General features: G+C 49.5%; 14 protein-coding genes and 1 pseudogene. 4 read left to right on the top strand and 11 right to left on the bottom strand.

Features of this window, described 5'->3' with window-relative positions; genetic code table 11:
- Window positions 1-195 precede the first annotated feature (195 nt).
- Entirely contained in the window at window positions 196-1761 is a 1566-nt protein-coding gene (locus AWM70_RS07370; protein ID WP_068695086.1) for a GH25 family lysozyme, read from the top strand.
- 102 nt (window positions 1762-1863) lie between these two features.
- Here the strand turns inward: AWM70_RS07370 and AWM70_RS07365 are convergent, their stop codons facing one another.
- The 4 genes from AWM70_RS07365 to AWM70_RS07350 form a co-directional block, all read right to left on the bottom strand.
- On the bottom strand, window positions 1864-2535 hold the full coding sequence (locus AWM70_RS07365; protein WP_068695084.1) for an NAD(P)H-dependent oxidoreductase: 672 nt from the start codon (window positions 2533-2535) through the stop codon (window positions 1864-1866).
- 126 nt (window positions 2536-2661) lie between these two features.
- Window positions 2662-2955 (bottom strand): hypothetical protein, encoded by a 294-nt coding sequence (locus AWM70_RS07360; RefSeq protein WP_068695082.1) that lies wholly within the window; start codon window positions 2953-2955, stop codon window positions 2662-2664.
- Window positions 2956-3106: 151 nt separating this feature from the next.
- Window positions 3107-3478, bottom strand: coding sequence for an MmcQ/YjbR family DNA-binding protein (locus AWM70_RS07355; protein WP_068695080.1), 372 nt, complete (start codon window positions 3476-3478; stop codon window positions 3107-3109).
- 188 nt (window positions 3479-3666) lie between these two features.
- Complete coding sequence (locus AWM70_RS07350) at window positions 3667-4311, bottom strand: bifunctional 2-keto-4-hydroxyglutarate aldolase/2-keto-3-deoxy-6-phosphogluconate aldolase (protein WP_068695078.1); 645 nt, start codon at window positions 4309-4311, stop codon at window positions 3667-3669.
- Between the two features lie 373 nt (window positions 4312-4684).
- Here AWM70_RS07350 and AWM70_RS07345 point away from each other — a divergent pair, with 373 nt between their 5' ends.
- The gene (locus AWM70_RS07345; protein WP_068695076.1) at window positions 4685-5644 is read left to right on the top strand and encodes a sugar kinase; all 960 of its coding nucleotides are present in this window, start codon (window positions 4685-4687) and stop codon (window positions 5642-5644) included.
- 183 nt (window positions 5645-5827) lie between these two features.
- Here AWM70_RS07345 and AWM70_RS07340 read toward each other — a convergent pair whose 3' ends face one another.
- Both AWM70_RS07340 and AWM70_RS07335 read right to left on the bottom strand, forming a co-directional pair.
- Window positions 5828-6850: a LacI family DNA-binding transcriptional regulator gene (locus AWM70_RS07340; protein ID WP_068695074.1), complete on the bottom strand. Its 1023-nt coding sequence runs from the start codon at window positions 6848-6850 to the stop codon at window positions 5828-5830.
- Between the two features lie 164 nt (window positions 6851-7014).
- Window positions 7015-8001 carry a glycoside hydrolase family 43 protein gene (locus AWM70_RS07335; protein ID WP_068695072.1) on the bottom strand — a complete coding sequence of 329 codons (987 nt, stop codon included), beginning with the start codon at window positions 7999-8001 and terminating at the stop codon, window positions 7015-7017.
- A gap of 256 nt (window positions 8002-8257) precedes the next feature.
- Here AWM70_RS07335 and AWM70_RS07330 point away from each other — a divergent pair, with 256 nt between their 5' ends.
- Together AWM70_RS07330 and AWM70_RS07325 are read left to right on the top strand one after the other, a co-directional pair.
- Window positions 8258-8575: a helix-turn-helix domain-containing protein gene (locus AWM70_RS07330; RefSeq protein WP_068695070.1), complete on the top strand. Its 318-nt coding sequence runs from the start codon at window positions 8258-8260 to the stop codon at window positions 8573-8575.
- Between the two features lie 54 nt (window positions 8576-8629).
- Window positions 8630-9982, top strand: coding sequence for an MFS transporter (locus AWM70_RS07325; protein WP_068695068.1), 1353 nt, complete (start codon window positions 8630-8632; stop codon window positions 9980-9982).
- 59 nt (window positions 9983-10041) lie between these two features.
- Here AWM70_RS07325 and AWM70_RS07320 read toward each other — a convergent pair.
- From AWM70_RS07320 to AWM70_RS07305, 5 genes and pseudogenes are all read right to left on the bottom strand, one after another.
- Window positions 10042-10894, bottom strand: a pseudogene (locus AWM70_RS07320) (lipoate--protein ligase family protein).
- Between the two features lie 87 nt (window positions 10895-10981).
- Entirely contained in the window at window positions 10982-11875 is an 894-nt protein-coding gene (gene lipA, locus AWM70_RS07315) for a lipoyl synthase (protein WP_068695067.1), read from the bottom strand.
- 159 nt (window positions 11876-12034) lie between these two features.
- A complete protein-coding gene (locus AWM70_RS07310) occupies window positions 12035-12706 on the bottom strand; it encodes a nucleotidyltransferase domain-containing protein (RefSeq protein ID WP_068695065.1) in 672 nt (223 codons plus the stop codon).
- Entirely contained in the window at window positions 12627-12863 is a 237-nt protein-coding gene (locus AWM70_RS22635) for a SixA phosphatase family protein (protein ID WP_083180159.1), read from the bottom strand. The genes AWM70_RS07310 and AWM70_RS22635 overlap by 80 nt, the downstream gene beginning before the upstream one ends.
- The gene (locus AWM70_RS07305) at window positions 12860-13417 is read right to left on the bottom strand and encodes an AAA family ATPase (RefSeq protein WP_068695063.1); all 558 of its coding nucleotides are present in this window, start codon (window positions 13415-13417) and stop codon (window positions 12860-12862) included. Before AWM70_RS07305 ends, AWM70_RS22635 begins: the two co-directional genes overlap by 4 nt.
- Window positions 13418-13481 lie beyond the last annotated feature (64 nt).

Here is a 13481-nt window from a genome sequence, read left to right as displayed (position 1 = left end):
CACAAACTTCTATTTTGAAAAGACCGATTTATCTCCTTTCGAAGGGTCCTTACTCGACAGCAGCCCTTAAAAAACTTTATAAATCCTCGAATCTAATCGAAACTTTTACGATTAATTTATCGTCAAAGTATATAGTCAGGACAACAGACAACTTCTCCGTCCTGAAGATTACAAATCATAGAATGGTGGTACATCATGAAGAAACTGTTATTTTTCGGCTTATTCGCGTTCCTAACGCTCTGCTGGGTTCAGACTCAGGCGGTTTCGGCCAAGGAGAGCACCCATTTGTTCCTGAATAATCAGGAGATAAGTCTATCGAAATCAGAGCAAATCATTATTTCTAACAGCCGGGTGCTGGTTCCACTGCGGGTTTTGACCGAAGAGATGAATTATACCGTGGATTGGAATAACGGAGATAAAACGATTACCATACATAACGCAAGCCAGACGATCAAACTGACCTTGAACCGCCTTGAGGCTGTGGCAGATGGACAAACCATTCAGTTAAGCGCCGCCCCTGTGCTCTCTGGCAATACGGCTTTTGTCCCGATCCGTTTTGTTGGGGAACAGCTCGGGAGCGTAGTAGCCTGGGATTCAGCGACAAAATCGGTAAAAGTCACTACATCTAAAGGTCAGCCGTCCAAGGGAACAACAGCGGAGCCCAATCCCGTTTCGGGTTCCGGGACAGGACAAGCTTCCTCGCCTGCTCTCGGTTCCAAGCCAGAGGACACCTCCGTCTCCGTGTCCGATAAACCTGCTCAAGCCGTGCTCAAGGATTTGAGTCTGGCAGATGGGAAGTTAGTGCTGACCGTTCAAGGCTCAACGGAGCCTGGGACAGCTCTGCTGAGCGATCCGAATCGCCTCCAGATTGATTTGCCTGCTGCGGTTTTTGATGCAGGTTTTACGCAGAAATACCCGCTTGACGACAATCATCACGGAGATATTCTTCTGCCAAGCGATCCTAACGTCAATGAAATCGAGCTTTCCCAGTTCAGCGGTTCGGATGACTCCTCTTCGATCCAAATCGTCTTGGTTCTGAATGGAGACCAATCCTATCAGCTTCAACAATCGTCAGGTACGATTACGATTCAGTTGCAGCCGGCTGCCAGCGATTCGGCCCCGCAGCCCGGCGCATCAACCGGGATCGCCATGGGGCTTGACGTGTCCCATCATAATGGCTCGATCGACTGGGCAAACGTCGCCGCCTCCGGTTATTCCTTTGTTTTTATTAAGGCTTCGGAAGGCAAAACGTTTAAGGACCCGCAGTTTGCCGCCAATCTGGCAGGTGCAAAAGCCGCAGGCTTGCTTACAGGCGCCTATCACTTCCTGGATGCCACAACGCCGGAGAATGCACGGCTTGAGGCGGATCACTTTATCGAAACCCTGCAGTCCGCAGGCGGGATTGAGCAGCTTGATCTTCCGCCCGTGCTGGATTATGAAGATAATCCGGGCAAATTGACAACCGCCCAGATTAACCAGGTGGCCAAAGCCTTTTTGTCCGAATTCGAAACGGTTGCCGGAGTCCGCCCGATGATGTATACGGGCAATGTATTTGCCGCTAACTTTGACGCTACCTTCTCTGCTTATAAGCTTTGGGTAGCCAAATACAGCAGCAAGCTGCCTACCCCGGTTACGGCTTGGGACAGCTGGTCCATATGGCAATACTCCCAAACCGGAAGTATTCCTGGTGTGGCAGGAAATGTCGACCTGGATCAATTTAACGGAACGCTGGACGACCTGCTCTCCTCACTCCGGATGTAAAGAAAAACAAGAAAAGCCCCGTTCAGATTTTAAACCTGAAACGGGGCTTGCTGCTTTTCAATCAGATGTTAGGTTAGGTTTGCTTTGCTTATTCATGTTTCATCAGTTAAGCCACTGAATAACATCTTCTGCGCTTCTTCTGGATTGCGGACGCCGCTCCTGCACCCGGTAACCAAACGCGGCCATTACGCTGACGCCGTATATTCCGTTCTCCAGCAGTCCCTCCTGCTCGAGAACCTCATTTAAGGCAGCCTGGTTAAAGCCCTCAATCGGGCAGGAATCGATGCCGAGCAGCGCTGCGGCGGTCATCATGTTGCCCAAAGCGATATAGGTCTGCTTGCAGGCCCAGTCAAACAAGGCGCGCTCGCTTTCAAACAAATTGAAGTCTTCTCCCTGAAATTCGGCATAACGTCCCATCATTTGACGTACCGTATCTTCCGGAATCCCTTTGATCTTCGTCATTTGGTTCCAGAAATATTCCGTATCATAACGTCCGTTCCTGCGGGCAAGAAGGACAACAAAATGGCTTGCCGTAGGCAGCTGTCCCTGTGCTCCCCAAGAGACTTTTTTGATCTTTTCACGAAGGTCGCTGTTTTGAACAACCAGAAACTTCCAAGGTTCCAAACCGACTGAACTTGGAGACAATCTGCCTGCTTCGAGGATCGTTTGGAAATCCTCGTCCGCAATTTTACGCTTAGGATCAAAAGATTTAGTAGCATGTCTGAAATGAAAAGCGTCCAGAAGTTGCTGGCGTTTAGCTTCGTTGCTGCTCATCCGTATGTTCCCTCCAATAGTTTCTGCTAAGGTTCGGCAATACCTTATAAAGGTAAGCTGCTATTTATAGAGCAATAAGTTACTTTTTTCTACGCTTGAATATATTAGTACCCTCTGGCGGAATTGTCAATTTTTACGGAACAGGCTTATAGCTTTACCATGGAACTGTTCATTTATCCTTGATGGATAGGGTCTTTTCTTGACGGAAACCACTTTGAACCGCTGTTTTCTAAGCCTCCATTTGTAGCCTTCACTGCCCGCAATGCTTCCTATAGTGGAAATCAGCAGGCTGGAGGTCACCCATTTCACCGTGAAATAAAGCCCCGTGCCCAAAAGAACATCAACCAGAATGATGATTTTAATCGAACGGACGGTCTTTCCGCTTATGGCGTAAACATATACTTTCCTTGGCTTGTTCAAAGTTTTAATTCCTCCCCTGGATCACACTCCTATAAGGAAGTATTCTTTACCGGCCTTGTCCTATAACCCTTTCACCTTACTCTACGCAAAATGTAAAAAAGCTTAACCCGACAGGAGATAGTCAAGTTAAGCTTTTTTTATAAGTGAAATTCTACTTCAATAAGCCGGTTATCGTCTCCCGCTCGCTGCGCGGCAGATTTCGAAACACAAGGCCGTAGGATTCCTCGATCATTTCATACAAAATAGCATCCGGCACTTTCCCATTAAGCAGAACCGTATTCCAGTGCTTTTTATTCATATGGTAGCCTGGAATTACAGTTCCCTGATATTGCTCACGAACGATCCATGCTTCTTCCGGGTTCGTTTTTACAGTCATGCTCGGGTAATCTTCATTCCTTCCGAAGAGAGCAAACATTTTGCTTCCGACATACAAGACAGGCAAATCCGGATAAAATGGGTAACGCAGGCTGGTCCCGGCCAGCTGCAAGCCATGTCCGATCAATTGTGCAGGGTTATATTCCATCCCCTCTCGCTCCTTCCGGTCAATTTTGTATCTGGAGATTTTATTATGGCTAATCCACGTCCTTCTGACAAGCCACGACCGGACTGAACTGGAATATGAGGTTTCGCAGTTCAAACGTTCACATCACTGGACCTGCGTCAAACCGTCGTTACTCCAAAATTTCAAAGGATATTCTAAAAAAGAGCTTCCTATACGCTGCCGCGCAGCGTTTGATATTTGGCCACATAAGCAGCGGCCAACTCCGTAATTTTGTCGTATCTTCCCTGCTTCGCGGGAGCCGTCAGATTACCGCCGATGCCGACTGCGATGCAGCCTGCTTTCAGCCATTGCTCCATATTCTCCAGATCCACGCCGCCGGTTGGCATAATGCTGATATGAGGCATAGGGCCTTTGACCGCTTTCACAAAATCCGGACCAAACGCGCTGCCCGGGAACAGCTTTAATACATCGACTCCAGATTTAAGAGCTTCTTTGATTTCGCCCAGGGTCAGGATGCCCGGCATATAAGGGATTCCGTACAAATTACAGATCTTCGCCGTCTCGCTGTCAAACGATGGACTGACTACAAACTCGGCTCCAGCCAAAATCGCGATTCGGGCCGTGACCGGATCAAGTACAGTTCCCGCGCCGATGACCGCTTGATTCCCGTGTTCCGCAGTCAGCCTGCGGATGGCTTCATCCGCACCAGGCGTTGTAAACGCTACTTCAATCATCGTCAAGCCGCCTTCAATACAAGCTGACGACATTTTACAGGCATCCTCTGCGTTATCCGCCCGAATTACGGCAACTACACCGCAGGCGGACAGGCTTTCCAGCACTTTAAGCTTCTTCATAGGTTTCTGCTCCTTTTGTTTATTGAATGTTATTCCATGAACTCTATAACACTTAAAATTAGTAAATAAATTTAGTAAATAAGTCTTTAAATTGCGATAATTAGTTGTTTAATTTGATACTAAGCGCAATTCGAAGCTTCGTCAACCTTTTTTTGCAAACGATTGCAGAAATAACTGCCCTGGAAAGTAAGATCATTGAGTAATTTGTATATCCTTGATATATTAAGGAATTTTTGATTTCTAGCTCTGATTTGTATGCCGGAGAGTTGGCCTCGTATCGCTCTAACGGGAACGACAAAGTTAAAATGATCATTGTACTAAACCGGTTTATGTGATATTTTGAGTGAAAGAATGATTACGGGGAGGATTCCGCATGTCAAAGCAGTTGGCTGCTATTACTTTTGGCGAACCGATGGTTATGTTCAGAGCTGAGGAATTTGGAGAACTTGAGAACGTTACTTCATTCTCAAAGGCCGTAGCCGGGGCCGAAAATAACGTGGCAACGGGGTTGTGCCGTCTCGGCCATCCAACCGGCTATGTGACGAAACTGGGCGATGATAGTCTGGGCCGGCATATTCTGCAAGTTCAACAGAAGGAAGGCATTGAGACTTCCGGTGTCAAAATGTCCAGTGAACGGCCTACAGGCCTGCTCCTAAAATCACGTGTACAAAGCGGAGACCCCAAGGTCGAGTATTACCGTAAAAATTCAGCCTCTTCCACGCTCGGCATCGACGACTTTGATCCGGATTATTTCGGCCTGGCAGGACATCTGCACGTTACCGGCATCTCGGCCGCCCTTTCACCGTCCACACTGGAATTTTCCCGTCATGCCATGGATTATATGAAAGCGCTTAAACGCACGGTTTCTTTTGATCCGAATCTCCGCCCGGTGCTCTGGAGCGACCAGGAGACGATGATCCGCATAACGAATGAGCTGGCCGCCCGTGCCGATTGGTTCATGCCCGGCATTGGTGAAGCCCGGATTTTGACCGGTCTTACCTCTCCGGAGGAGATCGCCGATTTCTATTTGAGCCAAGGCGTTTCGCTGGTGGCGATCAAGATGGGACCAAGCGGGGCATATTTCAAATCTTCCGGGCTGGAAGGTTATGTTCCAGGCTTCAAAGTGGATGAAGTAGTAGATACAGTTGGTGCAGGCGATGCCTTTGCTGTGGGCGTAATCAGCGGCATGCTGGAGAAGCTAGATGTACGTTCCGCCGTGCTGCGCGGCAATGCGCTGGGTGCACTTGCGGTCATGTCGCCGGGCGATATGGATGGTCTGCCGCGGCGCTCCGAGCTGGAGTCTTTTCTCGCTAAAGCCATCCCCGTCAGTTAAGCAGCGCACGCAGTCTCGTATTCGACAGCCTCATGCTGCTGAAAGAACTTATACTTATCAAACCAAAAAGGGATTTCTTCTGGCATTGATGCCGGGAGAAATCCCTTTTTGACTGTTGGAGACCGAAAACCGGTCCCTTCCTTTTACAGTCATTCGGAAGCCTATTTAGAGTCTATTTAACGTTCATTTAGATTTCAAGTCTTTCACTGATGCCCCTTGCTGAAGCGTAGGCGGAAAGCGGTACGTGATCGGTACCGGACGGTCCTTCTCCTCAATAGCGGACAATATGACTTTGGCTGCCTGGGCGCCCATTTCGTGAGCCGGCTGGCGGATAGTCGTGATAACAGGATTATAAATTTGAGCAAACTCGGCGTCGTCAATCCCGATCAGCGAAAGATGCTCCGGAATGATGATGCCCTGACGGTTAGCTGCTTTCAATAGCTCGGCAAGTACGATGTCATTGCCTGCAAGCAGAGCCGTCGGCGGCTCGGGCCGTGCCAGCAGTTCCGCCAATCTGGCAGCTACTTCGCTTGCCGGAACGCTGAGCACATAATCTTCGACCGGCTGCAGGCCGGCCTCCTCCATGGCCTTCCGGAATCCGCCCAGCCGCTCCTTACGCGGCGTAATCCCCTGCTCTCCGAGCGGGAGCGTCACAATCCCGATTCGTTCATGTCCTTCGCGAACCAGCTCTTCCACAGCCAGCTTCACGGCCATTTCGTTATCAAGCAGCAGGCTTTGCGTGCTGACACCTTCGACAAGCCGGTCAATCAACACGAACGGCAGCTGCTGCTCGCTGAGCCGTTCGTAGGCAGACGCCTGATGTCCGGTAGGAAAGACAATCAGACCGTCAACCTGCCTTGCGATCAGCGTTTCAATATGACGCTGCTCTTTCTCCGGATTTTCATCCGAATTGCAGATCAACACCTGGATCCCGCGGTTTTGAAGTTCATTTTCAATCGCCTTTACGCACTGGATGGACAAGCTGTAATCAATATCCGCCACAACGACGCCTACCAGATGCGTCCGGTTCTGTTTTAAGCTGCGTGCCAGGCCGTTGGGCTGGTATCCCAGCTCGTCAATGACCTCTCCAATCCGCTGGCGGGTCTCCTCGCTCATATATTTATATCTCTGGTTCAGATATTGGGATACCGTGCTTTTGGAAACGCCTGCAGCACGGGCAACATCGTCTATTTTCAGCTTTTTCATCTTCTGGCTTCGCTCTCTTCATCTATTTTCTTCTTCATTTAAGCATAGCCGAAAAGAGACACATTTTCTACACAGCCTGTTCCAATAAAAAAAGCCGCATTAAGCGGCCAAGTCTAGCAGGTCCAGCAGGTCCTAACTGATTATATAAATTGTAGCTTAAAGGATCATGATGGGTACGGATCAATCGTTTGGATCGTCCCGTCTGCGTTATATGTAAGTTCGGCGTATTTCACGCTCCGCTTATGGTTGACCCCGCCCGATAAAGAGCTGTCATGATAGAACAGATACCATTTATCCTCAAACTGCACGATGGAATGGTGAGTCGTCCAGCCGATCACCGGGGTCAGGATCGTACCTTTGAAGGTAAATGGACCCAGCGGATTGTCGCTTACCGCATAAACCAGCTTATGAGTAGACCCTGTGGAATAAGAAAGATAATAGAGTCCGTTATACTTATGTACCCAAGGCCCTTCAAAATATCTGCGGTCCTCATCGCCGGCGAGAATCGGCTGCCCCTCTTCATCTAGGATCGAAATTTCCTGCGGCTCCTGCTGGAAGGTCAGCATATCCTCGCTGAGCAGTGCTACTCGGGGGCCCAAGGCAGGTTGGTCCGGCTTCAGTTCGGGCGGATTCGGCTCAAAAGTGCCTGTCTGCCATTTCTCCAGCTGTCCGCCCCACAGTCCGCCAAAATAGATATACGCTTTATCGTCTTCATCGACCAATACCGCTGGATCAATGCTGTAGCTTCCCGGGATATAATCAGGTTCAGCCTTAAAAGGTCCTGCAGGAGACTTCGAGGTGGCAACACCAATCCGGAAAATGCCGTCATGATCACGTGCCGGGAAGAATAAATAATAGATGCCGTTCTTGAAAGCCGCATCCGGAGCCCACAGCTGTTTGGAAGCCCAAGGAATGTCGCGCAGATGCAGTGCTTCACCGTGATCGACTACCGGCGACGAGAAATTATCCAGCGACAGGATATGATAATCCTCCATCGCATATTGGTCTCCGTTGTCATTGTCCGGCCCGTCATGTTCAAGGTCATGGGAAGGATAAATATAAATTTTCCCTTCAAACACATGGGCGGAAGGGTCCGCAGTATAAATATGACTGACGAGCGGTTGATGCGGAACAGGAATTTTAGAATTCATCTGCAAGTGCTCCTTTTTAATTGGTGTGAAAACGCTTCATTTAAAGACATTTCTATTCTACCTCCTAATCCTCCCCGTTCTCAAGTATATAAATTTGAGCTCCGATCGCCAGGATCGAAGCTCACTCTCTTTTTCTATATTGATGTCGACTTGTGCATCAGCATCTTATTCGCTAACAGACTGTCCAGCGTGTCCTTCACCGTGCCGCTTACCCGGAAGCCTGCTTCCTGCAAATATTTAGAATAACGCCCGATATATGGGCGTTGTGTCCTCCAGGCACCAATTGCGCAGCAGCGAAGAGTTAGACAGCTGCTCCATAAACAAATACGAGCTGCTGAAAGCGCTGGACGCTTTCATTCTCTCAGGCAAACGGTTTAAAGAAGCCGCCAGCCTGCTCGATATTCATCCCAACACCTTTGCCTATCGCATGAAACGCATCGAGGAAATATTGGATCTCCGGCTCGAACAGCATGCCGTGTTTTTTGATCTTCAATTCGCCTGGCAGGTGCTGGACATGCTGGATCTCAAGCAAAGCCTGCTGGACGGGCAGAAAAACGGTTCCTTTTCCGGCTAAAAACATATATATTTATTTAAATATCATTGTTTATGAATCTGAGGTGAGCTGTACATGACGAAAACCCGCGACTATACGAAATGGCTTGTCGTAACCGTCGCCTTGGGCACCCTGCTTAATCCCCTGAACTCCTCCATGATTTCGGTGGCCTTATCCCGGCTGCAGGAGCAGTTCGGGCTCAGCTTTACCGATTCTTCCTGGCTGATTTCGACTTACTATTTGGCCAGTGCCGTCGGTCAGCCCGTTATGGGCAAACTCAGCGATACATGGGGCCGGAAAAGGCTGTTTCTCATCGGATTGCTGCTGATCGCCGTCTCGTCGGCCCTGGCCCCTTTTTCACCCAACTTTATTTGGCTGATCCTGTTCCGGATCATTCAGGCATTTGGAAGTTCGATTTTGTTTCCGGCCGGCATGGGCATTATTCGAAAGCGGATTACCCAAAACCAGGCGCAGGCGCTTGGCATTCTGTCGATTTTCACTTCGATTTCCGCAGCATTTGGCCCTTCAATCGGCGGTTTCATGCTGCAGCTTGGAGACTGGCCGGCCATTTTCATCATTAATTTTCCGTTCCTGATCGGATCCTTTCTGCTCGCGTGGAAATTATTCCCGGTCGATGAACGGCCGGAAGCCGGAGCTAAAATCGATTGGACGGGCGTTTTGCTGTTCTCCGCCAGCATTGTCGGCTGGCTGTTGTTCCTTTTGTCCCTCGAGAAACGGGTGAACCTGGGCTATCTGCTGATCAGTCTGGCCCTTACCGTATGGTTCTGCTTTTACGAGAAACGCCGGAAGGAACCTTTTATCGATGTAGCCGGTTTTGTCAGCAACCTGAATCTTAGTTTTGTTTATCTTCAGTACATCCTGATCAACATTGTGTTTTATTCCGTCTTTTTCGGGGTTCCGACTTACCTTCAGCATGTGCAGAAGTTTGATTCGGGCACGACCGGTTTAGTCATGCTGGCCGTTGCGGGTTTTGGAGTGATCATCGCTCCCTTGACGGGAAAATGGATCGATAAGCAGGGCTCCAAACCCGCTCTCCTTGCCGGTTCGGCAACCCTGCTGCTGGGCACGCTGCTTCTGCTGCTCATCGGGGACCGGTCCGGGCCTTGGTTTATTTTCGCCATGTTGTCGATGCTTGGGATCAGCAACGGGTTTAACAATATTGCGATGCAAACCTCCTTGTATGCCTTCACCAGGCCGGAGGAAACGGGAGCCGCTTCAGGTTTGTTTATGACTTCCCGTTATTTGGGCACGATTTTTTCGTCGAGCCTGCTGGGCATCGTGTTCTCTAAACACATTACGACTGCCCATTTCCATCTGGTTGCCCTTTCCGGTTTTGTCATCGGTTTGGGCATCCTGCTGCTGACCTTCCGCATGCCGCGCAGGCGGGAGCAGCGGCAGAACGCCTGATTAGAAGAAACCGCCGGCGCTTGATCTGCCGGCGGTTTCTTTATGTGTCAAAAACTTCATTACCTGGAGCGGTTCCATTCTTCGGTTCCATATTTGGTTCGAACCAGCTCTTCCGCCAGCTCCTCCTCATATTCCGTTAGCGGCTCAGCAACAAGAGGAGCGCCAAAGGCTTCCGCAAACCCGATGCGAAAGGCTTCTTCCGCTTCCTCAAGCGTTACTTCCCGGCCGTTTTTTCCGCTTTAACACTTCGTTAATCGCTACGGCCTTCTCCTCCACGATCCGTTTCCAGCGTTCTTTCGTCCGGCTCTCCGGAAAATGAAGCAGCTCGAACAGGAAATCGATCTGCGGATCTACCGGGATCGAGCCGTGCTGCAGCACGATTCCCCGCGTCCGCATTTGAGCGCTGCCGGCGATTTTGCGTCCTTCAACCGTCAGCTCGTATCGTGACGGTGAATCAAAGCAGGCTGCCGAGCGGGACAGCCGGGCCGCTTGAGGCGTTTCACCGGCAGCCAGGCTGTAGCCTCCTGTCATCTCCGCATCCAGGCCCAGCCGCCGGAAGCCGTACAGAAGGCCTTCGCTAAGCACTCGGTAACCTTCATCCACCCGCGCCGGAAGGCCGGGATACGTTTCCGGCACAACCAGCGAATAGGTCACCTCACGGTCGTGAAGGACGGCCCGTCCGCCAGTAGGCCGCCGCACAAAACCTACGCCATGCCGTTCAACGGCGGCAAAGTCGATCTCTTTCTCGGCCTTCTGGAAATACCCCACTGTCAACGTGCCGGGAAGCCAGTTGTAGAACCTTACAGTCGGCGGTACCCGTCCCTCCTGCTGGGCAATCATCATCGCTTCGTCGATGGCCATATTCATGGCGCCGGTACGCCGGCCCGTATGAACAAAACGCCATGCGGGCAAAACGTTGGCTTGAATTGGCGTTACTTTTGCTGAATTTAGTGTAGGGTTGTGCTGTTCTCTTTCCTTCAAACGGAATGCACCTCCTTGTCACTCGGCCACCGGCGTTTGCTGCCGGTTCTTGGCATGCTCGGCCTGTTCATGCGCGTGGTAGGAGCTGCGAACCAGCGGGCCGGATTCCACGTGAGCGAAGCCGATGCGAAGTCCTTCTTCCTTGAGTTCTGCAAATTCTTCTGGTGTATAGTAACGCTGCAGCTGAATATGCTTCAGCGTAGGCTGCAAATATTGTCCAATCGTAATAATGTCCACACCGGCTTCATGAAGATCTTTCATCGCCTGAATCAGCTCTTCTTTCGTTTCACCTAGACCCACCATGATGCCTGATTTGGTCGTTTGGCCTGGACGAAGCTCTTTGGCCTGGCGCAACACGCTGAGCGAACGGTCGTATTTGGCTTTGGCCCGTACTTTGTCCGACAAGCGGGCGACCGTTTCCAGGTTGTGGTTCAGCACATCCGGCTTCGCATCGAGAACAACCTTAATTCGTTCCGGTTCTCCGCCAAGGTCAGGAATCAGCACCTCGACATTGGTGAGCGGATTAAGTTCACGAACCGCTTGGATCGTAGCAGCAAACATGGATGCTCCATGATCGTTCAGATCATCGCGAGCCACTGACGTAATCACGACATGCTTCAGTCCCATATCCCGAACCGACTCGGCCACGTGCATAGGTTCTTCCAGATCCAGCTCGGTCGGCAGTCCGCTCGTCACCGCGCAGAAGCGGCACGCTCGGGTGCAAATGCTTCCTAAAATCATAAAGGTAGCCGTGCGCTGGCTCCAGCATTCATAGATGTTCGGACATTTAGCCTCCTCGCACACGGAATGGAGCTTGCGGCCGCGCATCATTTTCTTAAGTTCCTTATATTCCTCACCTGTATTCAGCGAAATGCGAAGCCAGTCCGGCTTTCTCTCCATAGTCTGACGCATGTTTTCCTCCTCCAAGTTCGTTAGGTCTCTATCCTATGTCGCAACAATTGACGCAGGAGCGTTCTCATCTAAGATGCATAGAAAATAAGGTTATGTAAGTGGAAAACGCCGCCTAATTTTCATTACCATTCCATATTCTAGCCCCATTGAGCCCAAGCTTCAAGTTTTCAGCAAATGTTTATCCAGTTCCTCGATCCATCTAGGGCTTCCGTTCATGGCTTTCATGTTTTCCTGTAACCACAGCTTGGCTGGACGTTCTGCTGCCGAACGGTGCAAATAAATTAAAAAGTCATGTTCATCTTCTTCCCTGGGATTCAAGCTTTTAAACAGAAGCTGCCAGGCCGGATTTACGTACGGAAGCTCGCCGGATTTTTTCGAGAATTCATCTAAACTCATTTGAATCCGGGTATTTTTTCTGAACAGAATTTGATCGTCCGTCCGGTTAGTCAACAGAATTTCAAGAAATTGCTTGTCCTTATACATATGCAAACCATATCTCGGCGATTCAATGTCCTGGATCCCTCTGACTTTCTCCAGCCGCTGCTCTCCCGGGATAGCCACATAAATGTCCCATTCATGGAAATACTCCAACGCGTATTCGGCATCTTCCCGAAATAGACAGAGGTCTATGTCTTTGTGACTTCGCGTCACTTCACCTACAAACAAATCAATGGTCCAGCCGCCGGCTACAAACCAAGGTTTATCAAAACCGTTCATCTGCCGCTTAAGATCTGCAATACATCGGAATGAATCATTGGCGTATTCTCCGTTCCTTAATCCGAATTTGATGGTGTCCAGCTGCTGGTTTAAGAGTTTGGATGGCCCTTTCATAAGGACTGGAAATAAAGATTCCAATGCCTTCTTTTTTTAAAATTTTGCCTGCGAGCTGAGCATCGGATTCCCCTCTTTCGGATAAACCTCTTGTCCGTTCTTCGCCTGGGGCATATGGAGAATCCGCGTGCCTTACAAAATAGACCAAAGTGTTCATGGCATTGATACACCTTCTTTTCTGTCCGGTTGATCATTTAAATCAAGATTACACTCTCTTGCAATTTGATCCACAATTTCATCAACGGTTAAATCATCGGTATGAATATGTATGTTGAAAAGGTCCTGGGACAAACCCTCGATGCATCGGTCAATCTGCTGAGCCGGCCATGAGTTTCTGTGATCCCCCCTGCTTTTCAAGCGTTTTAACAAGGTTTCCCGATTGGCAAACAGCGTAAAATGAACAACCTGAACACCCTCTGACCGCAGCCTTTGGACGATTTCATTAAAGTATTGAGGATTCACAAGAGTCATCGGTACAATAATCATTCCGTCGTACTCCCTGCTTAATTGTTGAAGTAACGAGAAATTGATTTCTCTCCATATCTCATGATCTTGAAAATCCTCTTTCCAAATGGATTTAGGCGTATTATTTCTAATGAAATAACCTGCGTTCTCCGGGTCATACACAAAAGAGTTAGGAAGTTTTCTATTTAATTCGTAAGAAACTGTAGTTTTACCGGAACCAAAGGCACCGTTTATCCAAAGAATCATTTGCTCACCTCACAAATATACCCTGAAATCACTTGGGTTCGGCAGATTGTTTCTCGTTTAATGC

The sequence above is a fragment of the Paenibacillus yonginensis genome, from assembly GCF_001685395.1.
Taxonomy (GTDB): Bacteria; Bacillota; Bacilli; order Paenibacillales; family Paenibacillaceae; genus Fontibacillus; species Fontibacillus yonginensis.
This window is presented reverse-complemented; position numbering and strand designations above follow the sequence as displayed.

What these genes read in the sequence shown, in the direction of transcription:
- AWM70_RS07355 (WP_068695080.1), bottom strand. Translation starts at nt 3,478, where the DNA reads ATGGAATATAACCCTGCACAATTGATCGGACATGGCTTGCAGCTGGCC.
- AWM70_RS07305 (WP_068695063.1), bottom strand. Translation starts at nt 13,417, where the DNA reads ATGATTCTTTGGATAAACGGTGCCTTTGGTTCCGGTAAAACTACAGTT.
- AWM70_RS07310 (WP_068695065.1), bottom strand. Translation starts at nt 12,706, where the DNA reads ATGAAAGGGCCATCCAAACTCTTAAACCAGCAGCTGGACACCATCAAA.
- AWM70_RS07340 (WP_068695074.1), bottom strand. Translation starts at nt 6,850, where the DNA reads ATGAAAAAGCTGAAAATAGACGATGTTGCCCGTGCTGCAGGCGTTTCC.
- AWM70_RS07330 (WP_068695070.1), top strand. Translation starts at nt 8,258, where the DNA reads ATGGGCGTTGTGTCCTCCAGGCACCAATTGCGCAGCAGCGAAGAGTTA.
- AWM70_RS07325 (WP_068695068.1), top strand. Translation starts at nt 8,630, where the DNA reads ATGACGAAAACCCGCGACTATACGAAATGGCTTGTCGTAACCGTCGCC.
- AWM70_RS22635 (WP_083180159.1), bottom strand. Translation starts at nt 12,863, where the DNA reads ATGAACACTTTGGTCTATTTTGTAAGGCACGCGGATTCTCCATATGCC.
- AWM70_RS07350 (WP_068695078.1), bottom strand. Translation starts at nt 4,311, where the DNA reads ATGAAGAAGCTTAAAGTGCTGGAAAGCCTGTCCGCCTGCGGTGTAGTT.
- AWM70_RS07370 (WP_068695086.1), top strand. Translation starts at nt 196, where the DNA reads ATGAAGAAACTGTTATTTTTCGGCTTATTCGCGTTCCTAACGCTCTGC.
- lipA (WP_068695067.1), bottom strand. Translation starts at nt 11,875, where the DNA reads ATGCGTCAGACTATGGAGAGAAAGCCGGACTGGCTTCGCATTTCGCTG.
- AWM70_RS07335 (WP_068695072.1), bottom strand. Translation starts at nt 8,001, where the DNA reads ATGAATTCTAAAATTCCTGTTCCGCATCAACCGCTCGTCAGTCATATT.
- AWM70_RS07365 (WP_068695084.1), bottom strand. Translation starts at nt 2,535, where the DNA reads ATGAGCAGCAACGAAGCTAAACGCCAGCAACTTCTGGACGCTTTTCAT.
- AWM70_RS07345 (WP_068695076.1), top strand. Translation starts at nt 4,685, where the DNA reads ATGTCAAAGCAGTTGGCTGCTATTACTTTTGGCGAACCGATGGTTATG.